This is a genomic window from Synechococcus sp. KORDI-100 (assembly GCF_000737535.1).
GTDB lineage: Bacteria > Cyanobacteriota > Cyanobacteriia > PCC-6307 > Cyanobiaceae > Parasynechococcus.
Window position 1 is genome coordinate 2126656 of sequence record NZ_CP006269.1, and the last position, 17048, is coordinate 2143703.

A 17048-nucleotide genomic window follows, 5' to 3' on the forward strand; every position below is an offset into this window, starting at 1 on the left:
ATCAATCTCCAGAACTAGCGTCCGGCCGCCAGAGGAACCGGCGCAAGGGCAGGCGACCCTGGGCGTCGACGGGGATGCCTTCAGCCAACAAGAGTTCTCGCTGGATCCAGTCGCTCCCTTCGCGGCTGAGGCTCATCGAGATACGGCCCTGGGCATTCACCACCCGATGCCAGGGAACATCCGACGGCAACTTGAGCCTGCGCAGAGCCCAGCCCACCTGGCGGGCACACCCCCAGGCCCCGATCAGATCGGCGATCTGGCCGTAGGTGGCCAACTGTCCCGCTGGGATGCGGGCGACCGCACTCCACACACGTCGATCAAAACCCTTCTCTGCCATGACAGGACGATGCCAAAAACGTGACAGGACCAGCCCAAGCTGATCGGCAAACCGCCCGTCCGGCAGCGGCAGAGCGGGAGATCCTGATCAAAGTGACAAGGCCGGGAACTGATCCATGTCCGAAGACGTCAAAAAGCTGACGACCAAAGTGCTGCGGTCCTCCAAGGGAGCCAAGGTCTCCAAGGGCGACAACCTGCTGGTGAACTACGCCGGAACATTTCTGGATGGCGAACAGTTCGACGCCAATTACAACTTCGAAAGCTTCGCGCCAGCCATCCCTGCGACCACCTTCTTCACTGCTGATGGCGAGCCAATCCTGCCGCCACAGTCCAGTCCCTTCGACTTCATCATCGGAGCAGGGCAAGTGATTGAAGGATGGGACAAAGGTCTGAACGGCCGGCGCATCGGTGAGGTCCTGGAGCTCACCATCCCTGCGGATCAGGCCTATGGCGAAGAAGGTTCTCAGGGTGGAATTCCCCCCAACAGCCCCCTGCGCTTCACGGTGGAACTGCTGGCCACGATCCCGGAGGGGAAACAGACCCCTGTCTTCCCCGACCTCAAGGACATCGGCCTGAACACCAAGAAGCTTGGCCTGAACGAAAAAACTTTTGAAGCCATCGATCAGGTCAAGATCGGCCTGAAGACCAGCGACCGACTGGACGGCGACGAATCGGCTGATCTGCTGATCGGCATGGCTGGCAATGACCAGCTGATGGGTCAGGGCGGAGCTGATGTGCTGATCGGTGGAGATGGGAAAGACCATTTCATCTACACCGACGTGGAGGATTCACTTGCGGAAAACGGCGGAGGGGATCGGATCCTCGATTTCGGCAAGAAGGACAAGATCAAGCTGAGGGCCATGGCCGATGAGCTGCAGTTCATCGGCACTGACCCGTTCAGCGGTGCAGCCGGCAACATACGTTTCAAGAACAACACCCTGTCTGTCGACATCGACGGCGACCAGTCGGCAGATTTCGCTGTGGAGTTGCCTGGGGTGAAGAGCCTGAAGGGCTCGAATCTGATCCTCTGACGCCCGCCTTCACACATGCCCCTGCTGCCGCGCCGGTTTGAGCGGCTCAAATCCGTGCTCAATCGCCGCATGGCGGATCTCACGGTGCTGCTCGAGCACGTGGAAAAACCCCACAATCTCTCGGCGATCCTGCGCAGCTGTGACGCAGTGGGGGCACTGGAAGCCCACGCCGTGAGTCTGGACGGACGTCCGCGCACCTTCAACAGCACCGCTCAGGGCAGCCAGAAATGGGTGGCCTTGCGGGACCATCCCAACATCACCTCCGCCATTGAGCACCTCAAGGAGAAAGGCTTTCGGCTGTACGGCACCCACCTCGGTGTGAATGCAAAGGACTATCGCGAATGCGATTTCACAGGGCCAACGGCCTTCGTGCTCGGCGCCGAGAAATGGGGCCTGACGGATCGGGCCCGCGATCTGATGGATGAAGCCCTGTTCATCCCCATGCGCGGCATGGTGCAGTCCCTGAATGTGTCCGTGGCCAGCGCCACGCTCTTGTTCGAGGCCCTGCGCCAACGGCAGCAGAACGGAACAGCCCCCAGTGCTGGGGAGGGCCTGACGCCGAATCGCTATGCAGAACTCCTGTTCGAATGGTCCTACCCGGAGGTGGCGGACTGGTGTCGCCGGGAGAATCGCCCCTACCCGAAGCTGAACGCGAAGGGCGAACTGATGGAGGACCTACCCCGCAACGTAAAGCTGCGCTGCTGATCCAAAGGAACGTCTTGTATCCTACGGAACACTGAGCCATAACTGTATTCACCCATCGAGGTTGCAATGGATCAACAGCCACTGCATCAGTTCGCTGTCACCTATCACTGCGGCAATGAATGGGGGGAAGAGATGCTTGAATCCAGGGATCTCGGCGACGCCGTGGAGGCAGCCCATGCCCTTTTCCCCTCCTCCTGCAGGATTTCCATCCGCGAGGTGAAGCAGCCGACCAACTGAATCAGAACAGCCTGGGATCCCCCTCAGAAGTGGATCAACACGCTGTCACTCTCCCGCGATCTGGGTCTGGGCGCGAGCTCACGTCCGGCCTGGGGGAGATTGATGGCCGCCACCAGAATCAGCATCTCCAGCAGCAGGCTGTGGCCAAACAACAGCACCACGAGAGCCGCTGTGATCGCAAGCAGTTTCTCGAGCAAACCGATGACGTCGTCGGAATTATCCCGGCCTTTCAACCACAGGCCCACGGCCACACCGATCAAGACGACGCTGATCCACCAGGGCATGGACCCAAGTGCAGGGATTCCGTCAGTCTGACGCGGGTCGGCCTTCGCCGCCGCTCACCCAGGCTTCGATCCCTTCGCCAAGAAACGATAGGCCCAACACCAGGATGAACATGGCCAGTCCTGGGTAGAGGGCTGTCCACCAGACGCCGGTCGGCACCGCCGCCAGCGCGAGGTTGAGATCACCACCCCATTCAGGCACCGTCTCCGGTAATCCCAGTCCAAGAAAGCCCAGTCCCCCCAGCACCAGAACGGCATCGGCGGCATTGAGAGTGAGCAGCACGGGCACCGAGGTGATCACATTGCGGAAGAGATAGCGCCGCAGAATCCACAAAGGACCTGCCCCGAGCGACTGAGCAGCCTCCACAAACAACTCACTTTTCACCTGCGCGGTCTGGTTGCGCACCACCCGGAAGTACTGCGGGACGTACACCACACACAGCGCTGCAGCGGCATTGGGGATCCCTTTTCCCAGCAGGAACGCCAGCACCACGGAGAGCAACAGCACGGGCAGGGTGTAGAGAGTGTCCATCAGCAGCACCAGCAAACGGTCGACGGCGCCACCGAGGTAGCCACTCACCATGCCGAGAGGCACCCCGATCAGAAGAGCCAGACCGACCGCCAGCAGCACCACCTGAAGCGCGACACCGCTGCCGGCCATGGTGCGCACGCAGACATCACGGCCCAGGCGATCCGTGCCGCACCAATGACTGAGATTGGGAGCCTCATAGATCGGGTTGCTCAATCCCGCATTGGCATCGGGCAGCAGGCCCAGGGCCATCAACAGCGGGGTGATCAGAGCAACAGCGGCGTAAATGGCCACAATCACCAGCCCCCACCGGGCCATGCGGGTGGACAGGCTGGGGGTTGTCGCCAAGGGCTCCTTGTGAATCTCTGCATTGTCCCCTGACCATGATGAAAATGTCGCCATGGAGTCATCACCGTCCTGGCGCGACCAGCTGCTCGGCAGCCTGCAGGGTCAGCTCCAGCTGGCCACCTACCTGGCGGTGTTTGTGGGTTTCACCGGAGCCTCATCGGTGGGGCTGTGGACCGGCCAGCGCAACCTGATTCAGAACAACGCCTCGGAACTGCGGCGCAGCGCGGCATCGATTCAGGCCTGCATCAGCAAGGGAGGCACCGGCAGGGACTTCGTTCAGCAGGAGCTGCTGCTGCACTCGAGCATGCGCACCAGCCTCTGGGTGGAAAACCCCGATGGATCGCTGGTGCTGCCGCAGAGCGATCACCTGGAGATTTCAGACAGGGCGATTCGGGCAGCGATGGGAGAAAACCCAGAGCGCATCACCGGACGGCAGGAATTGATCCGGCTGGGTGATCAGCTCTATCTGACGGAACTTGTCGAGCGCTACCCCTCCGGAGCCAGGCTCTGGATCAGCCAGGAGGTGAGCACCAACCAACAGGCCCTCAGCGATTACCTGGCGCTGATGATCCTGATCTGGAGCGGTTGTCTGGTGGTCACGCTGCTGGCCGTGAGCTGGCTGGTGCGGCGGATCGTGCAGCCGCTAGAGCAGCTGAATGCAGCCACCGATCAGGTCACCGCGGAAACCCTGGCCTCCGCCCGCCTGCCCCTGGAGCGGGGTCCTGTGGAGGTGCTCAAGCTGGGGCGCACCTACAACGCCCTGCTCGAACGTCTGTCGATGTCCTGGAGTCAACAGCGGCAGTTCGTCAGTGCCGTGAGCCATGAACTGCGCACTCCGCTCACGATCGTTCAGGGGTACCTCAACCGAACCGTCAAGCGGGGCGACAACCTCACCGAGGCCCAGGTGCGTGGTTTGCGCACAGCCGAGGAGGAGAGCATCCGGATGCGGCGGTTGATGGACGACCTCCTGGATCTCTCCCGTGGTGATTCCGGGCGACTCTCGATCCAGAACGAGCCCGTGCATCTCGCCGATCAACTGGAGCAGGTGGCCGATATGGCCCGCAGCACCCTCGAGCGGCCCCTGGAGCTCCAATTACCGACCGATCCCGATGAACGCGACTCCGTCGCCCAGGCCGACCCAGGTCGGTTGCGGCAGGTGTTGCTGGATCTGATCGAGAACGCCGACAAGTATTCGCCGGCCGATCGACCCATCAGGCTCGTGATGCATCTCGGCGAGGGAGTCCTCTGCATCGATGTGATCGACCAGGGCATCGGCATCCCGCAGGACGAACTGGAGATGGTGTTCGAACGCTTCCACCGCGCCAGCAATGCCCCGGAACGATCCGGATCAGGCCTGGGACTGTCCGTGGTGAAGCTGCTGGTGGAAGGAATGGGCGGCACGATTGGTGTGTGTAGCCGCCTCGGCGAGGGCAGCTGTTTCACTGTGAGCCTGCCCCGATGATCAGTTATCTGGTTCTCTGCTCCCTGCTGATCCCGGTGAATCTGTGGGCAGCGATCACACCGCACCTGCACAGCGATGTGTCGATGCGGATCCTGCATGGAGCGTCAACGCTGCTGCTGCTGCCGTTGCTGTTCACGCTCTGGAACGACCGCCGCCAGCTGCAAGCCATCCCCACCATTTTGTTGGGGGTGTTCGCCGTTGTGATGGTGGTGGTCAACAGCTGGATCACCGCGATGGGCATGGGCGTGGAATTCGGCTGGCTGGATCACGTGCTGCTGGCCGCAGCGGAACTCAGCGTGGTGGCCTTTTTCCTGCTCGAGCCCCAAGCGATCCCAGCTCAATCAACAGCCGCTCAACCAACAGGCGCTCAACCAACAGCCGACGACCGCAGCAGCTGATCCGATCCCGGCAGCCGTTGCTGAAGCTCGAGCCTGAGCAGCGGCCGCTCGGAATCCTGTTCCAGATGCAGCGCCTCAACCTGGTCCAGCACCACACGGTTCTGGTAGGCACCCCGGCGGTTGGGCCGGCCCTGCAGATCAAACGAGGGGCCACAGCGCACCAGCACCTGGCGTCTCCAGATCGCCGACGGCGGCGCCCCCAGGCTGTACACCACCGCTGGTGAGCCATCAGCTGAATGGATGGCGAGAAGTGGTTGCCGTGTGCCGAGAGAACATGGCCATTGCGGATTCAAGGGCGGCCTCAGCTGCCAGTGATCCGCCTGGGCCAGGTCTGCTTTGAGCAACTGCAGGGTGCGACGCTGCAGGCGCCGTTGCTGCCAGCGCTGCGCCAGGGCACCGCTCTGAAGGGCATGACCAGCCAGGAGCTGCAGTGCCAGGCTGCAGATCAAGGCTCCAAGCCCTGCTGCCAGAAGCAGTTCCACCAGCGTGAAGCCGGTATCAACCCGTTCAGGTCTCATCAGGGGGCCGGCAACGGGAGCTGCTGAGGGCCTGGCCTGACGCGGTGGCGTAGTGACCCGTTCGCGTGATCCCCAACGGCAGGCTGATCACCAGACAGACGCTGCGCTCCAGAGCTGGATGGGACAGCACCACCAAGCCGCCATCGAGCACCAGACCATTGCTGCTGAAACGCACCAGCTCCGGCAGGTTGCTGCGCAGCTGCACCGGGCTCTCTGCGGTTTCACTGAGACGTGTCACCCCGGCTCGGCAAACCGGCAGTGAGCCATGGCGAGGCGGATGCCAACCATCGGGACCCAGACTGAGGCCACAGGGCTCCGCCTGGCGCTCAGCCGCCAGGCGTCCGCGATCCAGCCCAACCCGCAGCAGACGCAGGGCCGCATCCAGCTCCAGCTGTTCACGCTGAGGGCCCGGCGGAATCAAGGCCACACTCGCCAATACGCCAAGGAGCACGACAATCACGAGCAGTTCCACGAGGGTGAAACCGCGGGTCATGGCTCCCCCTGCTCACAGAGCCCGAGGCCGGCTGGAGTGACGTACAGACGTCGCTTCAACCGCGGCTGACCGCCGGGTTGCCTCAGGGTCAGCTGCAGCCAGACACCATCGCCAGCGGCATCAATGCTCAGCTCTGTGATCAGATCAGACGCATCAGCCTGAAGGGGCTCAAGCCGCTCCCTCAAGCGCGCAGCGTTGAAGCGGCAGGCATTCCCTGCAGCAAGGAGACGATCGCCGGGACCTCGGCTCAAGAGACGGCGCATGACCAGCAGATGTTCATCTGATCGATGCAGCATCTGCTGCAGAGTTTCGCCGCGACCGGCTGCTGCTGCAGCTCTGGACCAGCTTGAAACACTCACATGGCCACTGATGCCCAGCACCACGGCGGCCACGAGCACTTCGCTGAAGGTCATCAACCCTGCCCTCCCAGCCAGGCCCCACCGGGGGAAACCTTCAGCAGCACGGTGGCCTCACCGAAATCAGGGCTGCTCAGAACCAGCTGGCCATTGGTGCCGGTCGGTTGCCAATCCTTCAGGGTCCAGCGTTGGCCATCCACCTCACCCGAGAGCAGTTGCTGAGGATCTGCGCCACGGCAGTCATCAAGCTGGGACCAGTGGTCCGACGGCCAGGCCAGCAGGCACGCCTGCTCGGCGCGGCTGCGCTGGGCAAACTTCATTACTGCCGAGTGAATCGCATCGCTGCGCGAGGCGATCTGCCAGTGATGGCGACCCCGTTGCAGGCCATGCAATGCCAGGGTCTGCAACGAGAGGCTGCTGAGCAGCAGCAGCAAGGAGGTTGTCAGGGCCAGCGGCAGGGCAAAGCCCTGTTCAGCGTTTGTGGGCGGTGGCATCACCATGGCTTGAGTCACGAGGTAATGCTTCTGAGGGTTCCCCGCCCAAAGCGACTTAGTGTTGCCGTGTTGCCGCGAAGCCTTGCGAGACGAAGGGGCCCGCTTGCTGATCGTCGATGACGACCCGGAGCTGCTCCGCTTTCTGGTGCAAGAGCTTGCTGACGCGGGGTATCAGACCAGTGGTTGTGACAACGGTCAGGACGCCCTGCTGCGACTGCGGCAGGAACAGTTTCAGCTGGTGCTGCTGGATTGGACGTTGCCTGACTTTTCCGGCGTTGAAGTGTGCCGTCGGCTCAGAAGCAGCGGCAACACCACGCCGGTGCTGATGCTCACAGCAAGGGACGACGTCGACGAACGGGTCAACGCCCTTGATGCCGGCGTGGACGATTACCTCACCAAACCCTTCAACCTCAAGGAACTGCATGCGCGCGTGCGGGCCCGGCTGCGCAGTGGCAGTTATCAGCGATCCGACGACTCAGCATCAGAACAGCTAAGCCTCGGCGATCTGCAGATCCAGCTGATCGACCGACGCGTGACCCGAGGCGATCGTGAAATCTCTCTATCCCAACGGGAATTCGACCTGCTGCTTCATCTTGTGCGCCATGCCGATGCGGTGCAATCGCGCCAATCGATCCTCGAGGCCATCTGGGGTGCTCCGTTTGTGGGGGACCCCAACACCCTCGACGTCTACTTGGGTTACCTACGCAAAAAAGTCGAAGTCAGCGGCCAACCGCAGCTGCTGCACACGATCCGTGGCGCAGGCTTCATGGCGCGGGTGGGGGAGCCGAAGCCTTGAAGCGCAACTGGAGGTCAGCCCCACCACCATCGCGATCCGCGATCCGCAAGTCAGCCTTCATCGCCTCCATCAACAGCGTGACAGTGGCGAGGCCGATGCCACTACCGCGCGTGCCAACAGCACTGTGCCCCCGCTGAAAACGTTGCACCACAACGCTGCGTTCCGCAGCGGGAATGCCCCGCCCGCGATCGAGCACATGCAGCACCACATCTCCGTTGGCAGCATCCAGATCGGCAGCCAACAGAACAGCAGCGGAGGAATATTTCAGGGCGTTATCGATCAGCACTGCCAGGCTTTGGTGCAAGCGGGCGGCATCGACACGAATCAAAGGCATTGCTTTAGCGCTGGCCGCAGCCAGTTGAAGACGCTCCGGCGCCAGTGCTTGCAAGCGCTCAAAGGCCTCCACCAACACCTGTTCGGGATCGATCAACTGCATTTCCAGCTGCAACCGGCCCGAATCACTTCGAGCGAAATCCAACAACACGCGCACCAGTTCACCCATCCGATGCGCCTCTGAGGCGATCAGCCCCGCCGAAGCAGCGGATGGATGCGGCAACGACGCCCGATCAAGCCGCTGGGCTTGGGCAGAAATCACCGAAATCGGGGTGCGCAACTCATGGGCCACACCATCAACGAATGTGCGTTCGCGACTCCAGGCTTCCGCCAAACGGGTCTGCAACCCGTTGAAGGCAAGGACGATCACGCGCAGTTCCTCTGGTTGATGGCTGGGATTCAGCATGCGATCCCCGAGACGATCCGCTTCCAAGCTGTTGAGTTGATCCTTCAAATCGCCGAGGGGCAGCACCAGCCCGCGACGAAGCACCAGACGCAGCAGGAAGGAGGTGAACAACATTGAGGCACCGGCAGCTGCCACCAGCAGCAGTTGATCAATCCGGTCCTGCTTGATTTGCGATGTGACGTTCTGGCGTACCTCAACAAGTCGTGAGCGGCCCGCGATCGAAAGCCAACGGCGACTGACCATCCACTGTTCACCAACTCTGCCATTGGTCAGCTCGGGAGAATGTGGCTGTCCCGCCTCGAGCAGCGACACCTCAATACCCAAAGCCTGTTCGATGGGCTCCAGGCCGGGACGAGCGCGAAGCTGCTCGCTGATGGCGTCCACCAACTGCTGATGGTCGCGTTGACGATCAACCTGTCGAAAGGCGCTGCCGATCAACAACAACAGGCTGTAACCCGCCACCACAGCAAGCAACGAGGTGGACTGCAGCCAGATCCGCAACGACGGAAGCGACCGTGGCCTTATTGATGCTGAGAACAAACCTAAGAACCCTCTTAGGGAAGCTTTAGCGATTCTTCCCTGACAACACCAATGGGAGTGGAAATGATTGGGATGTCCGCACCACCGGTGCCCTAATCCAACCAACTTTTCCATGACCTCCCTCAATTCCAAGCTTCAGCTGGCGCTGATCAACCGCAAAAAGCGCCGCAACTTGCTCGAGAAGGGCTTCACTCTTGTAGAGCTGATGATCGTAATCGTGATCGTTGGCATCCTGTCAGCAGTGGCCTTGCCTAATTTCTTGAATCAAACCAAGAAAGCTAGACTTACCGAAGCAAAGACAATCATAAGCGCAGGTCTCAAACAAGCCAACATGCTTTACCTCGAGGGAAATGCAGTTGCAGCAGGCTCAACAACTGCTTGCGATGATATTGAAGTTCCTGCAGCACCCCAAAACGACTGGGCATACACATGCACTCCAACTGCAACTGACATGACTATCTCCGCAGCAGGGGTAGCGGACTCCACAAATGATGGTGTTGGCTCAGGGGATTGGGTTATGACCTACTCAACAGGTGTCGTCACAGAAGGTACACCTACTGGCCTGTAAGCTAGTCGGATCAGTGTAGGCGTTAGAAAAGCAATTCCTAATGCCTACTTCTGATGCAAATATTCTACCGACAAAGAAATATACGATTCGCACATAAACACTTCTATTTCAATACTGAACTTATAAATCAGCAAGCACACGTTCAGGAACCTAAGCTGTAAGATCATTTTTGAGCAAGCGCAACAATCAACTTTATGAAATCACAGGTTATAGTATTTCAATAAATAACTTTATCCAGTACTTCCAGTGTAAAAAGCGTTTACCAGCGACTACAACAGTTATTCAACCTGAACTATTAAATCAAAACAAGCAGCTTTCGCTTTTAATTTGCATGCAAAAGGATAAAGGATAAAGGGTAAAGACTAAAGGATATTAGACTCCCCATCTTGATATTATCGCTCCAGCCGATCAATTCAGAGCATAAAATTTAATAACACCATCTCTATGTATCCACATTTGGGCAACCTTGAAAGCTTCTTAAAACAATAATAGAATCTACTTTAGGGAAAATTTCATAGAAACACTCAAGACGCCAAAGCCCAGTCATAAACACATTAGCCAAACACTGGTGATTAATAAATACATAAGCGCCCAAAAGCTCTAGCTCAGTGACGCAGTATCTACTTGGCGCTTCGACCAATTAACAACTATCAGGATTCGCAGCACTAAGAAGTATCACTCCAGCAACCCACCAATCTTCACAAGTCATATCATGCATAAATTCGAAACAAGATTCACTCATGCGAAAACATTCAGCCAGAAATTCTTTATAAATACTGACTTGTCTTCTTGCAATTACCCCTCTCAATAGACAACAACACTCGGAAATCAAACAGGAAGCTAGTAGCTCCATTATTTGACCAGTAAAATTCTTGCAATCAATCAATTTAATACATTAATGCGGTTAAAAATCGGGACAATATTTCAGCTTTCGCGAGAAGAATGCATCAACTAGCAGAAAATATTCTTTATACCAGAAAAATTATTTCGCCGACTGCGCGTTTACAACACAACGGACAATTGCAATGTGATGGTTTTAATCTTAGCAAAGACAATGACGCCTTATGGTTACACCGATTCTAAAATCGCAACAATTACTTCAACATCAAGACCGCCTCAGGTTTGCAGACTTGAGCAGAAATTTGACGAATATACGTGAAATTACGCATCCAAAGTTAATTGTTCTGGCAAAAAACCTCTCCTTCACGTTTAATAGCATGAAGAGAGCGCCCTAGCTTAAGCAAGCTGTAGTTCGACCCGATATTCTCACCAACCTTTCACCCCAAGTGGTGTCAACAGGTTTGTTTCGCATTAAACTGAAGAAAAGAGTTGCCCTTAGTCAAGTGACCACCAAGCAGACAGCAATAAAAGGATTCACCCTTACTGAAATGCTGGTTGCTGTCGCAATTCTAGGCATTCTCAGTGGCTTCGCAATACCGGCTTACATAAGCAATATTCACAAAACCTGCCAAACAGAAGTTGCCAACATCCTCAGTATTCTCTCTTCGACAGTGAGCTCGTACAAAGACATCAACGGAATACAGCCCGCAACATGGCTTGATCTCAGCGAAGTGACTGTCGTCATGACCGAAGCAGGCCCTGCCAATGCCGATGATGGCAATCTCACTGAAGCAATCACCACGCCTGCCTGCGATTACACAATCAGCAAATCCTCAGATGATCCTTCGGGTTTGTTCACCTTCACAGCGTCACCGGACGCAGAGACTGGGGAGAAAGCTGAGTTCAATGCCATGTCCTGCATCGATCTCAATAACGGAGCAAGTGATTTGAAGCTGGGGCGTCGCGACGCCGAAGGCGCTGTCACAGCAGAGGCATTGACCTGCAGACGAGAGTCATGAAAAACTTCATACGTCTTTCAAAATCAAATCGAGTCTTAAAAAGACTTCATAAGGACGAACAAGGTGTCTCCCTTGTCATCTCTCTGTTGATGGGCGTGATCCTGATCACAGGTGCAACAGGATTGCTGATACGACAACTGACAGCCAAAAAGTTGGCAAGTTCTGAAAGCTATCAACAGATGGCTGAAACAGCGGCCAGTAATGGATTCAATCGGATTCTCGCTGTTTTGAACAACGCCAGCACATCCGAGTATCGCGGCTTTCTTTTCACAGAAAACAACAATCCGAATAACGATTGGTTATGGCAACAACCCTATTCCAAGGGTCAGTTCTGTTCCGGTCTTTCAGGTTTGCCGGACTATCGAGATGCCAATGGAAAAACAGCTCCCGAGCCCGACGCCAATGGGAACCCTACGTTGCCCTGGCCGGCCAGTGAGACGGGATACAAACTCAATGAGGAAACACTCCGCGGCGATAACATCGGCGACGTCGTCACCAGTTACCGCCTCAGGAGCTACAACAGCACCTACTCAGAAGGTAAGGGAGAAGGGACCTTTGAAGTGGAGGGATTTGTACGAAGGGTGCAGGATGACGAAGAATCAGTGCTGGCTCGTGCTCGCCTGACGCGCTCTCTCCAACTTAAGTCAGGGATTGCACGTCCGCAGGACTGGGGTGTCTTGGCAGCCCAATCCTCTAATGCTTTAGGTGGGGGCTCAGGAACAGACATTACGATTAACGGCCCCGGACGATTTGTCTGGTTCACCCAGTCTGCCAATACAGATCTTTGCAATCAGTCGTTTACAAGTATTCAAGGTGAGATCACACAAGTTGTCTGGCCGATACTGCGCGGAGCCGACACAGCATTCATCCCGGCGTCATCGGCCTATAGTCGTGATAAATCGAGCTTCGACAGTGTATCAATCAACTCAAATCAGTACTATCGTGTCTGGACAATTGATGATACAGCGTCCAGTTGCGGTTTCGTTGTCTGCACAAGCCCTGGCGAGAACGGAAGCCTCATCAGGGCTGACATTACAGCCAACCCTTCTCTGACGATCAACGAAGAAGACAATCAAGATCCTGCTTCAGGGCAAGCAGATATCGATTACAAGACATTCCAAAGAAGTAACGGCTATTTCAGAATAGGAACATGCAAAGACAACAATAATCCAGAAGCAAACTGTCGTTCCGATGATACAAACAGCAATTTCTGGCAGTGGTCAAGTTGGAAAACTTGGAGAAGCGGCATTCCTGGTAGAACCATCAAGCGCTGGCGCTGGAAAGACCAACAAGCTGGCATCAAAGAAATTGGAACGTGTAACCGCAGCAATGCCAGCCAGTGCAAAATGAACAGAAACAATCACTGGACTTGGCAACAGGTTGCAACACAGACAGACAATATTAATGACGATTCAACAAGCACTGATACACCCAAAATCGTGAAGATTGACAGCAGCGATATCTGTCAAGACAACGATTCCGGTGATTGTCATCTCTATATTCAACGGCTCAATCTTACCACGAATACAAATATCTTTATCAAAAACGACACCCGCGCTGTTGTCCTTCACCTGAATGTCGATGACAGTGTGTCCCTGGGGAACGAAACCTATTTTCTGGGTTCCGGCAGCAAGCTTTGTGGTGTCAACTCCTTAGCCAATCGGGGAAGCGAGCAGATGCCGTCTTGCAACCTGGATCCTGTCAGGCTTGTGATCACGCAAGACGGCGATACGGAACGACGTTCATGCCCAACTGTCAAAGACGCTAAGGATTTTGGATTTGAGGGCAACAGCCTCCCGGCCGCCTGGGTCTCAATGAACACCGGCCGAGTTCGAACACAAGACGTGCAAACAAGAGGCGTGATCTGGGCGAGTTCACTTTGTTCAGAAGGCGATCTTACTGTGACCAGTCAAGACAGTGATGGCAATGCCTACGTCGAACAGGCCAAAGATTACTGGAACTTTGGAGAATCAGAAGGCGTTGGGCGCAGAATCGTCCGTGGGATTCGAGGCAGTGGCTTCGATATTTTCAAACGCTGGTAGATCCTTGTAACTGCAAGGCCTCTCATTCTTCATTCAGATAATTCATAGCGACTGATCACAGGCCCATAGCTGAAGGCTCAGATCAATCACGTCTCCAACGAAGACACTAAAGGGACAGGAAGAAAGATCGACATCCATCCCGTCACCTCAGGAGGTGAGCTTCGTTGGCATCACTTTTAACCACACTCAGAACAAACAAAACACAGAAGGGATTCACACTGATCGAAACCCTGATCGCCGGCGTGCTGCTGACACTTGTAATGACAGCCGTGGGACGGATGGGTGTCTCAGCTTTAGCTGGCAGCAGCAATCTCGCCGAGCGCCGTCGGGTGGAGGAAGCCATCGAAAATCACATTCAATTGGTGCAGCAAGCGGATTCGCTTCTCACCTACGACCAGATTCCCGCTGGGCACAAAAATGGTGAAAATGGCGCCAGCCGAGCCTGTCGTTATCCAGCTGAGTACCTTGCCACTGCCCTGGAGCAGGAAGGCGCCATGAACGCCAGCAACTGGAGAGGCGACGCCGGCAGCAACGGTACTGAGCTGTTCCCTGCCTTCCAGACACCGAAAACAAAGACTACCGAGATCGAGACCACATACAGCTTCGATGAGGACAAGGCAATTGTGACGGTCACCTACAACTTTGATGCTCCAGAATCTAATATCGGTAAAGAGACCCGCTCTCTGGAACTCAGCCCCAATTTCCAGAGTTATTGCACACCCTATGAGGCTTCTGCTTCATGACATGGCATTGATGAGACAGCTCCGGGAGCGCGATCAGGGTTTCAGCCTTCTTGAAATGATTGTTGCTGTTGTCATCGTTGGAATGACAACAGCCTGGGCTATCCCTGAATTTCAACGGGGAACAGCACAATCCAAAGTTGATCGCTACACCAAAAATGTTGAGAGCGGCTTATTCGGTATTCGTGCTCTGATGGGTGCCTATAAAGAAAGCTGCGAAATCAACTTTAATTCGACCTCAGAAAGCGGCATATCCTTTGAGACCAGCAAGTTCTACCAACCCTCTGAACTGCTCGAGGTGAAACAGGATGACGGCTCTCGACGAGACAATCACGCCCTCGACGATTGCATCAAAGAGATTCAGGCAAGAGCCATCAATCAGGATTTCAATCCTGAACAGATTCGTATGGTGCAGTTGGAAGGGACTCGCGAACGAAACGCGGTTGAAGTGGCGTCCACATCTGCAAGCTTTTCATTCACGCCTCCAGGCACCACAGCCAACGACAACGACATGACAATTCTGATCCGATCAACCGAGGCGCTGAAGCCATGGGCAACAAAGGGCGATGGCAGCAGCAGACTCGTCACCCGTTGTTTGGAAGTGACAGGAAACGGACAGATCTTCAGCGGGCAATGGCGAGACAGCCAATGCAGAGAGAACTGATCGTTCATCAGTTAGCTCTCAGAAAGTCTTCAGCATCCATCAAGATTCACCATCAAGGTCATTGCCACAATGAATTCAACAGGTATTTACGGACATTTTCTGTCATGAAATTGAATCCGACACGCCAATCGCATGTATCTAGGAGACATCAGAACAAGCATTCACAAGGATTCAGTCTGAATGAAGCTCTGATTGCACTCGCTGCTGGAACATTGGTGATCGGTGCTGGCGCGCTTGCACTTCGCTCCACCCAGACCCTGATTAAGAGCAGTGGCGAGAAAACAACCCAACGTCAAAATGCCGCCAACGGTGTTCGTCTGATGCGCTCTGAGATCGAGCGAAGTTTGCATGCACTGGTCAATGGGACCCCCCCAGATGCTGAACTCGCTTACACAGATCTTGGCCAATATGGAGATGCGGTTCTGCAATGCCAGCAACTTGCCAATGGATTGACTCCTGGCTCCTCCGAACTGACCGATCAGCAAAAAGCGAAATTCCTGCCCTTGTTTGGTCTGAAGATGGCAGACGTGACCGGGCAACCCGTTCTCTATGGCATGGCCCAGGGATCCAGTTCCCGCACATTTTCTGTCAAACGATGTGGCACTCCCCTGGGATTGGATGGCCGTTACAACAATGATAAGGCGCCATTCGTGGCCACTGTGATTGATGGCATCGGAATGATGCCTTGTCTCACTTACAACGACGACAAAGAGTGCACAGATACAGAGCGCCCTTTACCCGACAAAGAGGCCTTTGAGGTCACCGCGATTGATGTTCTGCAAGCACTCAACCAGAAGGATTTTTACGGTTTTTCCGTCAGCGACAACACAACTCCAAACCGTCAATATCTGGAACCCGCCTTCCGGTTTGAAACCGACAACAGCAGAAAACTGATTCGTGTGATCGGGCCAATGACCTGTGATGACAGCACGGAAGTGTGTGTTGAAAACACGCAGATCACGGTCGCCAGCTCCACAGACTCGAAGAACAGCCAGCCTTTGATGCTCACGGCCTATGCCAGGGCAGACAAGCGCCTGATGACACCCGGAGAGAACACAACCACGTTGGGATCCGAGTGGTTCCGTGATGTGAACAGCAAAAATGTCCGTTTTCTCGTGGATGGCTCCGGCTCGATGAGCGCCTGCATGGCCTGGAGTTTTGGAAAGAACGGCACTCTCGAGATGGGCGACACAAACCGCACTTATCACACTCCTCAGGGAGACCCCCTGTACCGAGGTAATTCCTACGAAACATCCAAAGCGATCTGCAATGAAACACGCATGGAGCGACTGCAGCGTGAACTCTCAGAGTTGATCCAACAACTCCCCCAGGACACCAAAGTCAGCCTTGAAGTGTTCAGCACCCCCGGTTACTTCAACAATCGGCAGTGGGATAAGTCCAAAAACGGACTTGTGACGATTGGAGATGGCAACAACCGCGACTCCGCCCTTGAATTTGTGAGTTCCCTCGATGATCAACCAGGCTCAACCTGGGGTGGTACCAACCCATGGGCTGGATTGGAACGTTCATTTGAGGACAAGGAAGCTGACACCCTCTACTTCCTTTCAGATGGATTACCGACAACGAAACTCAGCATCCCTGGTGAAGATGCCAGTTACTCCAACGACTTCAGGCCGGCTGCGACCTACTACGCAAAGCTGAATGAAGAAGAGCGTCAGACCAAACCACTGCAAGTGAACAGCACCTCGGTGATGCTGAGCTCACCGTGGATGGAAGACCTCTCGAAAAAGACAGAGGGTAATTACATCCAGAGCCAATGAAGGTCCCAGCAATCGATTAATCCTAGACACACAGAGGACACCCTGAGGGAAAGAGCTTCCCTCAGGCAAAACACCAGGGAGCCAACCAATACAGAACGATCATTAAACTTCTATAATCATTCCATCATCAA

General features: G+C 55.7%; 20 protein-coding genes. 12 read left to right on the forward strand and 8 right to left on the reverse strand.

Going from position 1 to position 17048, the window contains the following annotated elements; all coding sequences use genetic code 11:
* Window position 1: 1 nt before the first annotated feature.
* A complete protein-coding gene (locus KR100_RS11010; protein WP_038545875.1) occupies window positions 2-337 on the reverse strand; it encodes an MGMT family protein in 336 nt (111 codons plus the stop codon).
* A 115-nt stretch (window positions 338-452) separates the two neighbouring features.
* Between KR100_RS11010 and KR100_RS14520 the strand changes: the two genes are divergently transcribed.
* The 3 genes from KR100_RS14520 to KR100_RS16615 all read left to right on the forward strand — a co-directional run bounded on the left by KR100_RS14520 (window position 453) and on the right by KR100_RS16615 (window position 2309).
* Window positions 453-1367 carry an FKBP-type peptidyl-prolyl cis-trans isomerase gene (locus KR100_RS14520; protein WP_051847479.1) on the forward strand — a complete coding sequence of 305 codons (915 nt, stop codon included), beginning with the start codon at window positions 453-455 and terminating at the stop codon, window positions 1365-1367.
* Between the two features lie 15 nt (window positions 1368-1382).
* Window positions 1383-2072: a tRNA (guanosine(18)-2'-O)-methyltransferase TrmH gene (gene trmH / locus KR100_RS11020; RefSeq protein WP_038545878.1), complete on the forward strand. Its 690-nt coding sequence runs from the start codon at window positions 1383-1385 to the stop codon at window positions 2070-2072.
* 66 nt (window positions 2073-2138) lie between these two features.
* On the forward strand, window positions 2139-2309 hold the full coding sequence (locus KR100_RS16615; protein ID WP_204207702.1) for a hypothetical protein: 171 nt from the start codon (window positions 2139-2141) through the stop codon (window positions 2307-2309).
* Window positions 2310-2332: 23 nt separating this feature from the next.
* Here KR100_RS16615 and KR100_RS11025 read toward each other — a convergent pair whose 3' ends face one another.
* Together KR100_RS11025 and KR100_RS11030 are read right to left on the reverse strand one after the other, a co-directional pair.
* The gene (locus KR100_RS11025) at window positions 2333-2593 is read right to left on the reverse strand and encodes a hypothetical protein (RefSeq protein ID WP_038545880.1); all 261 of its coding nucleotides are present in this window, start codon (window positions 2591-2593) and stop codon (window positions 2333-2335) included.
* A gap of 22 nt (window positions 2594-2615) precedes the next feature.
* Complete coding sequence (locus tag KR100_RS11030) at window positions 2616-3437, reverse strand: ABC transporter permease (RefSeq protein WP_038548686.1); 822 nt, start codon at window positions 3435-3437, stop codon at window positions 2616-2618.
* Window positions 3438-3519: 82 nt separating this feature from the next.
* Between KR100_RS11030 and KR100_RS11035 the strand changes: the two genes are divergently transcribed.
* Complete coding sequence (locus KR100_RS11035) at window positions 3520-4929, forward strand: cell wall metabolism sensor histidine kinase WalK (protein ID WP_038545883.1); 1410 nt, start codon at window positions 3520-3522, stop codon at window positions 4927-4929.
* On the forward strand, window positions 4926-5327 hold the full coding sequence (locus tag KR100_RS11040) for a hypothetical protein (protein ID WP_051847480.1): 402 nt from the start codon (window positions 4926-4928) through the stop codon (window positions 5325-5327). Before KR100_RS11035 ends, KR100_RS11040 begins: the two co-directional genes overlap by 4 nt.
* On the opposite strand, the gene KR100_RS11045 is transcribed toward KR100_RS11040, so the two are convergent.
* The 4 genes from KR100_RS11045 to KR100_RS11060 are packed head-to-tail and all read right to left on the reverse strand — an operon-like array spanning window position 5297 to window position 7188.
* Window positions 5297-5845 carry a hypothetical protein gene (locus KR100_RS11045; protein ID WP_038545886.1) on the reverse strand — a complete coding sequence of 183 codons (549 nt, stop codon included), beginning with the start codon at window positions 5843-5845 and terminating at the stop codon, window positions 5297-5299. The two genes, KR100_RS11040 and KR100_RS11045, sit on opposite strands and share 31 nt — an antisense overlap.
* A complete protein-coding gene (locus KR100_RS11050) occupies window positions 5835-6338 on the reverse strand; it encodes a prepilin-type N-terminal cleavage/methylation domain-containing protein (protein WP_038545889.1) in 504 nt (167 codons plus the stop codon). The genes KR100_RS11045 and KR100_RS11050 overlap by 11 nt, the downstream gene beginning before the upstream one ends.
* Complete coding sequence (locus KR100_RS11055) at window positions 6335-6751, reverse strand: hypothetical protein (RefSeq protein ID WP_156098057.1); 417 nt, start codon at window positions 6749-6751, stop codon at window positions 6335-6337. The genes KR100_RS11050 and KR100_RS11055 overlap by 4 nt, the downstream gene beginning before the upstream one ends.
* Window positions 6751-7188 carry a hypothetical protein gene (locus KR100_RS11060; protein ID WP_156098058.1) on the reverse strand — a complete coding sequence of 146 codons (438 nt, stop codon included), beginning with the start codon at window positions 7186-7188 and terminating at the stop codon, window positions 6751-6753. Before KR100_RS11060 ends, KR100_RS11055 begins: the two co-directional genes overlap by 1 nt.
* Window positions 7189-7270: 82 nt before the next feature.
* On the opposite strand from KR100_RS11060, the gene KR100_RS11065 reads away from it, so the two are divergent.
* Window positions 7271-7984 (forward strand): response regulator transcription factor, encoded by a 714-nt coding sequence (locus KR100_RS11065; protein ID WP_038548695.1) that lies wholly within the window; start codon window positions 7271-7273, stop codon window positions 7982-7984.
* Here KR100_RS11065 and KR100_RS11070 read toward each other — a convergent pair.
* Window positions 7953-9224: a sensor histidine kinase KdpD gene (locus KR100_RS11070; RefSeq protein WP_239420324.1), complete on the reverse strand. Its 1272-nt coding sequence runs from the start codon at window positions 9222-9224 to the stop codon at window positions 7953-7955. The genes KR100_RS11065 and KR100_RS11070 overlap by 32 nt on opposite strands.
* A gap of 151 nt (window positions 9225-9375) precedes the next feature.
* Between KR100_RS11070 and KR100_RS16990 the strand changes: the two genes are divergently transcribed.
* From KR100_RS16990 to KR100_RS11100, 6 genes are all read left to right on the forward strand, one after another.
* Window positions 9376-9831 carry a type IV pilin protein gene (locus KR100_RS16990; protein ID WP_081858909.1) on the forward strand — a complete coding sequence of 152 codons (456 nt, stop codon included), beginning with the start codon at window positions 9376-9378 and terminating at the stop codon, window positions 9829-9831.
* 1289 nt (window positions 9832-11120) lie between these two features.
* Window positions 11121-11690 (forward strand): type II secretion system protein, encoded by a 570-nt coding sequence (locus KR100_RS15105; protein WP_162176520.1) that lies wholly within the window; start codon window positions 11121-11123, stop codon window positions 11688-11690.
* On the forward strand, window positions 11687-13732 hold the full coding sequence (locus KR100_RS11085; protein ID WP_038545898.1) for a hypothetical protein: 2046 nt from the start codon (window positions 11687-11689) through the stop codon (window positions 13730-13732). The genes KR100_RS15105 and KR100_RS11085 overlap by 4 nt, the downstream gene beginning before the upstream one ends.
* Window positions 13733-13896: 164 nt before the next feature.
* Complete coding sequence (locus tag KR100_RS11090; protein WP_038545899.1) at window positions 13897-14475, forward strand: prepilin-type N-terminal cleavage/methylation domain-containing protein; 579 nt, start codon at window positions 13897-13899, stop codon at window positions 14473-14475.
* Window positions 14476-14485: 10 nt separating this feature from the next.
* On the forward strand, window positions 14486-15136 hold the full coding sequence (locus tag KR100_RS11095; RefSeq protein WP_255347504.1) for a Tfp pilus assembly protein FimT/FimU: 651 nt from the start codon (window positions 14486-14488) through the stop codon (window positions 15134-15136).
* 215 nt (window positions 15137-15351) lie between these two features.
* Window positions 15352-16917: a hypothetical protein gene (locus KR100_RS11100; RefSeq protein ID WP_162176522.1), complete on the forward strand. Its 1566-nt coding sequence runs from the start codon at window positions 15352-15354 to the stop codon at window positions 16915-16917.
* The last annotated feature ends 131 nt before the right edge of the window (window positions 16918-17048 follow it).